The organism is Nocardioides sp. P5_C9_2 (assembly GCF_054049555.1).
This window is the reverse complement of sequence record NZ_JBFUMD010000116.1, coordinates 1-8,962: the sequence shown is the minus strand read 5'-3', so window position 1 is coordinate 8,962 and position 8,962 is coordinate 1. Positions and strand designations below refer to the sequence as shown.

12 protein-coding genes are annotated in these 8,962 nt (G+C 69.9%); all 12 read left to right on the top strand.

Translation table 11 applies throughout. The annotated features are described in order from the left end of the window. The coding region (locus tag ACXJKL_RS08110) for a peptide chain release factor-like protein (RefSeq protein WP_457206555.1) at window positions 1-749 on the top strand (749 nt) is incomplete at its 5' end. Further along, window positions 746-1,582, top strand: coding sequence for a peptide chain release factor N(5)-glutamine methyltransferase (gene prmC, locus ACXJKL_RS08105; RefSeq protein WP_457206554.1), 837 nt, complete (start codon window positions 746-748; stop codon window positions 1,580-1,582). The genes ACXJKL_RS08110 and prmC, both read left to right, overlap by 4 nt. 5 nt (window positions 1,583-1,587) lie before the next feature. After that, window positions 1,588-2,244 carry an L-threonylcarbamoyladenylate synthase gene (locus tag ACXJKL_RS08100; protein ID WP_457206553.1) on the top strand — a complete coding sequence of 219 codons (657 nt, stop codon included), beginning with the start codon at window positions 1,588-1,590 and terminating at the stop codon, window positions 2,242-2,244. Further along, window positions 2,244-3,395, top strand: coding sequence for an MraY family glycosyltransferase (locus ACXJKL_RS08095; protein ID WP_457206552.1), 1,152 nt, complete (start codon window positions 2,244-2,246; stop codon window positions 3,393-3,395). Before ACXJKL_RS08100 ends, ACXJKL_RS08095 begins: the two co-directional genes overlap by 1 nt. A gap of 81 nt (window positions 3,396-3,476) precedes the next feature. Next, window positions 3,477-3,932, top strand: coding sequence for a hypothetical protein (locus ACXJKL_RS08090; protein WP_457206551.1), 456 nt, complete (start codon window positions 3,477-3,479; stop codon window positions 3,930-3,932). A 29-nt stretch (window positions 3,933-3,961) separates the two neighbouring features. Further along, complete coding sequence (locus tag ACXJKL_RS08085; RefSeq protein ID WP_457206550.1) at window positions 3,962-4,186, top strand: AtpZ/AtpI family protein; 225 nt, start codon at window positions 3,962-3,964, stop codon at window positions 4,184-4,186. Between the two features lie 8 nt (window positions 4,187-4,194). Beyond that, window positions 4,195-5,001, top strand: a complete 807-nt coding sequence (gene atpB / locus ACXJKL_RS08080; protein ID WP_457206549.1) for a F0F1 ATP synthase subunit A — start codon at window positions 4,195-4,197, stop codon at window positions 4,999-5,001. 119 nt (window positions 5,002-5,120) lie between these two features. Next, window positions 5,121-5,309, top strand: a complete 189-nt coding sequence (atpE, locus tag ACXJKL_RS08075) for an ATP synthase F0 subunit C (protein WP_193661572.1) — start codon at window positions 5,121-5,123, stop codon at window positions 5,307-5,309. Between the two features lie 31 nt (window positions 5,310-5,340). Further along, complete coding sequence (locus ACXJKL_RS08070; protein ID WP_457206548.1) at window positions 5,341-5,919, top strand: F0F1 ATP synthase subunit B; 579 nt, start codon at window positions 5,341-5,343, stop codon at window positions 5,917-5,919. An 11-nt stretch (window positions 5,920-5,930) separates the two neighbouring features. Beyond that, window positions 5,931-6,734 carry a F0F1 ATP synthase subunit delta gene (locus tag ACXJKL_RS08065; RefSeq protein ID WP_457206547.1) on the top strand — a complete coding sequence of 268 codons (804 nt, stop codon included), beginning with the start codon at window positions 5,931-5,933 and terminating at the stop codon, window positions 6,732-6,734. A gap of 67 nt (window positions 6,735-6,801) precedes the next feature. Continuing rightward, window positions 6,802-8,442 carry a F0F1 ATP synthase subunit alpha gene (gene atpA / locus ACXJKL_RS08060; protein WP_457206546.1) on the top strand — a complete coding sequence of 547 codons (1,641 nt, stop codon included), beginning with the start codon at window positions 6,802-6,804 and terminating at the stop codon, window positions 8,440-8,442. 2 nt (window positions 8,443-8,444) lie between these two features. Beyond that, window positions 8,445-8,962, top strand: a 518-nt coding sequence (locus ACXJKL_RS08055) for a F0F1 ATP synthase subunit gamma (RefSeq protein WP_457206545.1), incomplete at its 3' end; no start/stop codon positions are given.

The window sequence follows — 8,962 nt, the reverse complement described above, 5'->3', positions numbered from 1 at the left end:
AGTCGGGGGAGGGGGGCGAGGAGTCGGCACTCTTCGCCGGCGACCTCCTGCGGATGTACTCACGCTTCGCGGAGGCGCGCGGCTGGAGGACCGAGATCCTCGACGCCACCGAGTCCGACCTCGGCGGCTACAAGTCCGTCACCGTCGCGGTCAAGGCCAAAGGCACCCCGGAGCCCGGCGAGGCGCCGTACGGGATGTTGAAGTTCGAGGGCGGGGTGCACCGCGTCCAGCGTGTGCCGGTGACCGAGTCGCAGGGCCGGGTGCACACCAGCGCCGCCGGCGTGCTCGTCATGCCCGAGGCCGAGACGGTCGACGTCGAGGTCGATGACAACGACCTGCGCATCGACGTCTACCGCAGCAGCGGTCCGGGCGGCCAGAGCGTCAACACCACCGACTCGGCCGTGCGCATCACGCACCTGCCCACCGGCATCGTGGCCAGCTGCCAGAACGAGAAGAGCCAGCTCCAGAACAAGGAGTCCGCGCTGCGCATCCTGCGGGCCCGTCTGCTCGCGGCCGCCCAGGAGGCCGCCGACGCCGAGGCGAGCGAGGCGCGCCGCAGCCAGGTGCGCACCGTGGACCGCTCGGAGCGGATCCGCACCTACAACTACCCGGAGAACCGCATCTCCGACCACCGCACCGGCTACAAGTCCTACAACCTCGACCAGGTGCTCGACGGCGACCTCGGACCCGTCCTCCAGTCGTCCCTCGACGCCGACCTGGCGGCCCGGCTCGAGGCGCTCGAGCAGTGACCCGGGCCCTGCGCCGGGCCGCCGCCGACGTGCTGCGGGAGGCGGGGGTCGCCTCGCCGGAGCGCGACGCCGAGCTGCTGCTCGCCCACGTGCTCGGCGTGTCCCTCGGCCACCTCGTCCTCGTCGAGGACGTGTCGCCCGAGCAGCACGAGCGGTACGACGCGCTGGTCGCCCRGCGGGCGGCGCGCGAACCCCTCCAGCACCTCACCGGCACCGCTGCCTTCCGGTACGTCGAGCTGCTGGTCGGTCCGGGCGTCTTCGTGCCCCGGCCCGAGACCGAGCTCCTCGCCGGCTGGGCCGTCGACGCGACGGCAGGGCTCGCCGCCCCGGTCGTCGTCGACCTCTGCACCGGCTCCGGAGCGATCGCCCGCGCGGTCGCCCACGAGGTCCCGGTCGCCGACGTCCATGCCGTGGAGCTCGACGAGGGCGCCTATGCCTGGGCGGAGCGCAACCTGGCCGGCACCGGTGTCGACCTGCGCCACGGGGACTTCGCCACGGCCTTCGAGGACCTGCTCGGCACGGTCGACGTGGTCGTCTGCAACCCGCCGTACATCCCGCTCGAGGCCTGGGAGTCGGTGGCGGTCGAGGCCCGCGACCACGACCCGCACCTCGCGCTGTTCTCCGGCGACGACGGCCTCGACGCGATCCGGGTCCTGGCCGTGCGCGCGGCCGCTCTGCTGCGCCCGGGTGGAGTGCTCGGGTTCGAGCACGCCGACGTCCAGGGCGAGGCGGCACCGGGTGTCCTGCGGGCCGACGGGCGCTGGGCCGAGGTCGTCGACCACCGCGACCTGGCAGGTCGTCCGCGCTTCACGACGGCGCGACTGGCACGATGAGCCTCGTGAAACGGCTTGCTGTGACGACCGAGGACGAGCGCGAGACGGCGATCGGGGCGGCGGCGACCGCCGTACGACACGGGCTGCTGGTCGTGCTGCCGACCGACACGGTCTACGGCGTCGCGGCCGACGCGTTCGACGCGGACGCCGTCCAGGCTCTGCTCGACGCCAAGGGCCGCGGCCGCGAGATGCCGCCGCCCGTGCTGATCAGCACGGTGACGACCCTCGACGCCCTCGCCGTGGGGGTCCCGGACTACGCCCGCGCGCTCGTCGAGCGGTTCTGGCCCGGTCCGCTGACGATCGTGTGCCGCCAGCAGAGCTCGCTGCAGTGGGACCTGGGCGAGACCCGGGGCACCGTGGCCGTGCGGATGCCCGACCACGAGGTCGCGCTGGCCATCCTGGAGCGCACCGGACCGCTGGCCGTCAGCTCGGCCAACACCACCGGTCACCCGGCGGCCCGCAATGCCGACGAGGCTGCGGAGATGCTCGGTCACGACGTCGAGGTGATCGTCGACGGCGGTCCGGTCGACGGGGGAGAGGCGTCCACCATCGTGGACTGCACCGGTCCGCAGGGACGCGTCCTGCGGCGCGGCGCCCTGTCGCTCGACGAGCTCAACGAGGTCCTCGAGCCGCTCGGCGTCACCGTGACCGACGAGCCCTGATGCGCGAGTACCTCCTCGTCTTCCTGGTGGCCGGCGCGGCCACCTACCTGCTCACCGTCATCGCCCGCGAGATCGCCCTGCGCACCGGCGCCGTCGCCGCGGTCCGCGACCGCGACGTCCACGACGCCCCGATCCCCTACCTCGGGGGACTGGCCATGCTCGGCGGCCTGGTCGCCGCCTACCTGGTCTCTCGCGAGCTGCCGTTCCTCTCCCGCAGCGACGACTTCGTCTTCCGTGACGCCGGCGTGGTGCTCATCGCCGGTGCGCTGATCTGCGCCGTCGGGGTCGTGGACGACGTGTTCGAGATCGACGCGCTCACCAAGCTCGGGGGACAGGTGATCGCCGCCGGGCTCCTGGTGGTGTTCGACGTCCGGTTCTACTACCTCCCGGGCAGCGACGGCTCGCAGTTCCTCCTCGATCCCAACCAGGGGGCGCTGCTGACGGTGATCGTCGTCGTGGCGACCATCAACGCGGTCAACTTCGTCGACGGCCTCGACGGGCTGGCCGCCGGGGTCGTCTGCATCGGGGCGCTGGCCTTCTTCGTCTTCTGCTACGTCCTCACCGCCCAGAAGGACCTCACCCTCGCGACCACCGGCGCCCTGCTGAGCGCTGCCCTGGCCGGGGCCTGCGCGGGCTTCCTGCCGCACAACTTCCACCCGGCCCGGCTCTTCATGGGCGACTCCGGGTCGATGCTCATCGGACTCGTCCTGTCCGCCAGCGCCCTGACCCTCACCGGCCAGTTCGCGGGCACCGACATCTCGTCGGAGGGCAACAGCATCTTCGTCGCCGTGCTCCCGGTGCTGCTCCCGGTCTCCCTGCTCATGGTGCCGGTCGCCGACCTGGTGCTCGCCGTCGTACGCCGCACCCGTGCCGGTCGCTCGCCGTTCGCGCCCGACAAGCAGCACCTGCACCACCGTCTGCTCGAGATCGGTCACTCCCAGCGCCGTGCCGTCCTCATCATGTGGCTGTGGGCCGGGCTGGTGTCCTGCGGGGCGGTGCTGACCAGCCTCTACAGCGGGCCGTGGATGTGGGTCGGGCTCGGCGCGATGACCGCGCTCACGGTCGCCCTCACGTTCCTGGTGCCGGTTCTCAAGAAGCCCGGCCAGCCGGAGGAGGAACCCCTCGGTTCGAAGCCCACCGGGACTTTGTGATAGTTTTCACGAGCGGCGGAAGAGCACACCGCCGCCCCGTGTCACCGTTGATCGAACACCCTCCACAGGACGGCCGCCACCATGACGACCGAGTCGAAGCAGGACACCCGCCGCGGTGCATCCCCGCTCCTCGGTGCCGCGACTGCCGGACTGGTCCTGGTCGTCCTGCTCGTCGTCCTCGCCGGTCTGCTCGACGGTTCCGCCGGCGCCCTCGGCGCTGCTGCCGGGGGAGTGCTGGCCCTCGCCGTCTTCGCGACCGGGACCGCCGTCGTGCAGACGGTGGCGCAGGTCATGCCGGCCGCATCGCTCCTCGTGGCGCTGATGACCTACATCCTCCAGGTCGTGCTGATGGGCGCGGTCGCGGTGGCTCTCTCGGGTTCCGGACTCGTCGGTGAGGATCTCTCCCGCGGCTGGTTCGCGGGGGCGATCATCGCGGTGACCGCGACCTGGATGGTGGCCCAGGTGTGGCTCGTCGGAAGGCAGCGCATCCCCGTCTACGACCTGTCCGCAGGCGCTCGGCCCGGGGGTGAGCGATGAACCCGTCGACTGCTAGGGTTCGGTCCGCGATGGCTCGAGAGAATCCCCCGCCTGCCGGACCCGACGACTCTCCCAAGGGCGACCCCTGGCATGCCTTCGGCTACATCGTCTCGGGGGTCGCTGTCTACGGACTCATCGGCTGGTTGCTTGATCGGTGGCTCGGGACGACGTTCCTCGTTGCGATCGGGATCCTCGTCGGAGCCGGGTTCGGGATCTACATGACGTACGCACGATTCAACAAGGCAAGCCAGTAGGAGATTTGGTGACCACCACGTTCGGCATCGCCATGGAGGCGTCCGGGGACGAGTTCCTCGCGCCTGGACCCAACAGCTTCGACTTCAGCGACGTCCCGCTCTTCCACCTGGGGGAGTACGCCGTGACCAAGCCGCTCGTCCAGCTGGTGCTGGGCGCGCTGATCGTCTTCGCCTTCTTCTACGCCGCCACCCGCCGCGTGTCCCTCGTGCCGGGTCGCATGCAGTTCGCCGGTGAGAGCGCCTACGGGATGGTCCGCAACTCCATCGGCCGCGACATCATCGGCAGCCGCGACTTCCAGCGGTTCGTCCCCTACCTGGTGACGCTCTTCTTCTTCATCCTGGTCAACAACGTCTTCGCCTCGATCCCGATGATCCAGTTCCCCACGTTCTCGCGCGCCTCGATGGCCTACGCGCTGGCGGCACTGAGCTGGATCATCTACAACGCGGTCGGCATCAAGAAGCACGGGTTCGTGGGCTACCTCAAGCTGCAGACGGTCCCGACGGGCGTCACCCCCCTGATGTACCCGCTGCTCGTGCCGCTGGAGTTCTTCTCCAACATCCTGGTCCGCCCGGTCACGCTCGCCCTGCGTCTCTTCGCCAACATGTTCGCCGGGCACCTGCTCCTGATCCTCTTCACCACCGGTGGCCTCTACCTCATCCAGCAGGGCGGCATCGGCTACGTGGCCGGCCCGATGGCCTGGGTGCTGGCGATCGCGATCGCCTTCCTCGAGCTGCTGGTGCAGTTCCTGCAGGCCTACGTCTTCACCCTGCTCAACGCCATGTACATCTCGGGTGCCCTCGCCGACGAGCACTGATCTCCATCGAGCTCTGGGCTCCGACCAGCGCTGCACCCGAGTAGCACGACATCATCTCCCCAGTAAGAAACAACCGAAAGGAAACTGCCGTGGACGGCACTCTCAACGGCTCGGTCAACATGATCGGCTACGGCCTGGCGGCCATCGGCCCCGGTATCGGCATCGGCCTGATCTTCGCGGCCTACATCTCCGGCGTGGCGCGTCAGCCCGAGGCGCAGGGTCGCCTCCAGTCGATCGCGATCCTGGGCTTCGCGCTCGCCGAGGCGCTCGCCATCATCGGTATCGCGCTCGCGTTCGTCCTCAGCTGACGCCCACCGCACGCACTGACGAAGGACTGCCATGCAGAATCTGATCATCCTCGCGGCGGGGGAGACCGAGGGCGGCCACGCCCCGGAGAACCCGCTCGGCTTCGTGCCCGTCGAGTTCGCCACGTCGCTGGTGGTCTTCGGACTGCTTCTGTTCGCGATCTGGAAGTTCGTGGTTCCTCGCTTCGAGGCGACCTTCGCCGAGCGGACCGAGGCGATCGAGGGCGGCCTGAGCGCGGCCGAGACCAAGCAGGCAGAGGCCGACGCCAAGCTCGCCGAGCTGGAGAAGCAGCTCGCCGACGCCCGGCACGAGGCCGCTCGCATCCGCGAGGAGGCCCGCGAGCAGGGTGCCCAGATCGTCGCTGAGATGCGCGAGCAGGCGCAGGCCGAGTCGACGCGCATCGTGGAGCACGGCAAGACCCAGATCGAGGCGGAGCGCCAGCAGGCGGTCACCTCGCTGCGGGCCGAGGTCGGCGCCCTGGCGACGACTCTCGCCGGTCGCATCGTCGGCGAGAGCCTGGACGACGAGGCTCGCCAGAGCCGGGTCGTCGAGCGCTTCCTCGCCGACCTCGAGACCGACGGCTCGACCAGCGCCGGGAGCGGGGTCAACTGATGGCCGGCGCCATGCGTGGAGCTTCCGCGGACGCTCTCGCAGCCCTCACCAGCGATCTGGAGAGCAGGCTGCGGAGCGGCGCGGACGCGAGCCGCATCGGTGACGACCTGTTCACGGTCTCGTCGGTGCTGCGCGCGGAGGCGGCGCTGCGGCGGGTGGCGACGGACGCGTCCGTCGACGCCGCGGCCAAGGCGGGCCTCGTCGGCCAGATCTTCGGCGGTCGGGTCGACCAGAACACCCTCGACCTGCTCGGCTCCGCCGTGGGTCGTCGGTGGACGGTCTCGCGGGACCTGGCCGACGCGCTCGAGCACCTCGGCGAGGTGGCCGTGGTGCGCTCGGCCGGCGACGACTCGGGCCGACTGGCCGACGAGCTGTTCGAGTACGGCCAGACGGTCAACGACAACCCGAGCCTGCGTGACGCCCTGTCGGACCCCTCGCGGTCGCAGCACGACAAGGCGGGCCTGGTGCGGTCGCTCCTCGGCGGGAGGGCGCTCCCGGCGACGGTGACGCTGGCTCAGCAGGCGCTGACCGGCAGCTACCGGACCGTGGCGGCCGCCCTGACGACGTACCAGCAGGTGGCCGCGTCCGTCCACGACGAGCGTGTCGCCACCGTCCGCGTGGCGCACCCGCTCTCCGACGCCGACCGCCAGCGCCTCTCCGACGCGCTGGCCCGGCAGTACGACCGCCGTATCCACCTGAACGTGGTGGTGGACCCCGGTGTCATCGGCGGCATCAAGGTCGAGGTCGGTGACGACGTCATCGACGGCACCGTCGCCAACCGCCTCGACGAGGCCCGGCGCTCGCTCGCCGGCTGATGGGTCCGATCCCCATCCCGCACCACCACCCCAGCACTTTTCGAGCACTCGAGAGTAAGGAAGACAGATGACGGAGCTTTCGATCCGTCCGGACGAGATCCGGGACGCGCTGCAGCGCTTCGTGTCCGACTACAAGCCTGAGTCGGCCAGCAAGGAAGAGGTCGGCACCGTCGCCGAGGCAGCGGACGGTATCGCCCGCGTCAGCGGCCTGCCCTCCGTGATGGCCAACGAGCTGCTCGAGTTCGAGGACGGCACGCTGGGCATCGCGCTCAACCTCGACACGCGCGAGATCGGCGTCGTGGTCCTGGGCGACTTCGACAAGATCGAGGAGGGCCAGACCGTGCGTCGCACGGGCGAGATCCTCTCGGTCCCCGTGGGCGAGGGCTACCTCGGCCGTGTGGTCGACCCGCTCGGCACCCCGATCGACGGCCTCGGTGAGATCGAGTCGCACGAGCGTCGTGCCCTCGAGCTCCAGGCTCCCGGCGTGATGGTGCGCAAGTCGGTGCACGAGCCCCTGGCTACCGGCATCAAGGCGATCGACGCCCTGACGCCCATCGGCCGTGGCCAGCGTCAGCTCATCATCGGTGACCGCGCGACCGGCAAGACCACGATCGCGATCGACACGATCATCAACCAGAAGGCCAACTGGGAGTCCGGTGACCCGGACAAGCAGGTGCGCTGCATCTACGTCGCGATCGGCCAGAAGGGCTCGACCATCGCCTCCGTGCGTGGCGCCCTCGAGGAGGCCGGCGCGCTGGAGTACACGACCATCGTGGCCTCCCCGGCGTCCGACTCGGCCGGCTTCAAGTACCTCGCCCCCTACACCGGCTCGGCCATCGGCCAGCACTGGATGTACGACGGCAAGCACGTCCTGATCGTCTTCGACGACCTGACCAAGCAGGCCGAGGCCTACCGCGCCGTGTCGCTGCTGCYGCGCCGCCCRCCGGGTCGCGAGGCCTACCCGGGTGACGTGTTCTACCTGCACAGCCGCCTCCTCGAGCGGTGCGCCAAGCTCTCCGACGAGATGGGCAAGGGCTCGATGACCGGCCTGCCGATCATCGAGACCAAGGCCAACGACGTCTCGGCGTTCATCCCTACCAACGTCATCTCGATCACCGACGGCCAGATCTTCCTGCAGTCGGACCTGTTCGCGGCCAACCAGCGCCCCGCCATCGACGTGGGTGTCTCGGTCTCGCGGGTGGGTGGCTCGGCCATGACCAAGGCGATGAAGGCCGTCACCGGGTCGCTCAAGGTCGACCTGGCGCAGTTCCGCGCCATGGAGGCCTTCGCCATGTTCGCCTCGGACCTCGACGCGGCCTCGCGCCAGCAGCTGGACCGCGGCCAGCGCCTGATGGCGCTGCTCAAGCAGCCGCAGTACTCGCCGTACCCCGTCGAGGAGATGACCGTGTCCCTGTGGACCGGCACCTCGGGCCGCCTGGACAAGGTGCCCACCGACGACGTGCTCCGCTTCGAGAACGAGTTCCTGGACTACCTGCGTCGCAGCCACGAGGGGATCCTCGCCGGCATCCGCGAGTCGCAGAAGTTCGAGGACTCGACCGAGTCCGAGCTCGAGAAGGCGTACGACTCCTTCCTCGACCAGTTCGAGACCTCGGACGGCCAGAGCATCAAGGCCGGCCACGAGGAGCACGTCGCCCTCGAGGACGAGGACGTCGAGCAGGAGCAGATCGTCAAGCAGAAGCGGGGCTGACCATGGCTCTCTCGGTACGTGAGTACCGCGCGCGGATCAAGTCGACGGAGTCGATGAAGAAGATCACGCGTGCCATGGAGCTCATTGCCGCGTCCCGCATCATCAAGGCGCAGCAGCGGGCCCAGTCGGCCGCGCCGTACGCCCGTGAGCTCACGCGTGCGGTCTCGGCCGTCGCGACCTTCTCCAACGTCGACCACGCGCTGACGGTGGAGCCCGAGAACCCCACGAAGGCGGCGGTCCTGATCGTCACCTCCGACCGGGGTCTCGCGGGTGCCTACTCCTCGAACGTCCTCAAGGAGGCCGAGCGCCTCATCGAGAAGCTCAAGGAGGAGGGCAAGGAGGTCGACGTCTACGTCTCCGGACGCAAGGGCGAGGCCTACTTCAAGTTCCGGCAGCGCCCCGTGGTGCAGTCGTGGACCGGCTTCTCCGACCAGCCGACGTACGACGTCGCGCAGGACATCGGTGCCACGCTGATCTCGGCGTTCCTCAACGAGACCGGCGGGGAGGCCCAGGAGGGCAT

Bases quoted from the DNA above. Each gene is read 5' to 3' on its own strand.
- ACXJKL_RS08090 (WP_457206551.1), top strand. From the start codon at position 3,477: ATGACGACCGAGTCGAAGCAGGACACCCGCCGCGGTGCATCCCCGCTC.
- atpE (WP_193661572.1), top strand. From the start codon at position 5,121: ATGATCGGCTACGGCCTGGCGGCCATCGGCCCCGGTATCGGCATCGGC.
- ACXJKL_RS08065 (WP_457206547.1), top strand. From the start codon at position 5,931: ATGCGTGGAGCTTCCGCGGACGCTCTCGCAGCCCTCACCAGCGATCTG.
- ACXJKL_RS08085 (WP_457206550.1), top strand. From the start codon at position 3,962: ATGGCTCGAGAGAATCCCCCGCCTGCCGGACCCGACGACTCTCCCAAG.
- ACXJKL_RS08095 (WP_457206552.1), top strand. From the start codon at position 2,244: ATGCGCGAGTACCTCCTCGTCTTCCTGGTGGCCGGCGCGGCCACCTAC.
- ACXJKL_RS08070 (WP_457206548.1), top strand. From the start codon at position 5,341: ATGCAGAATCTGATCATCCTCGCGGCGGGGGAGACCGAGGGCGGCCAC.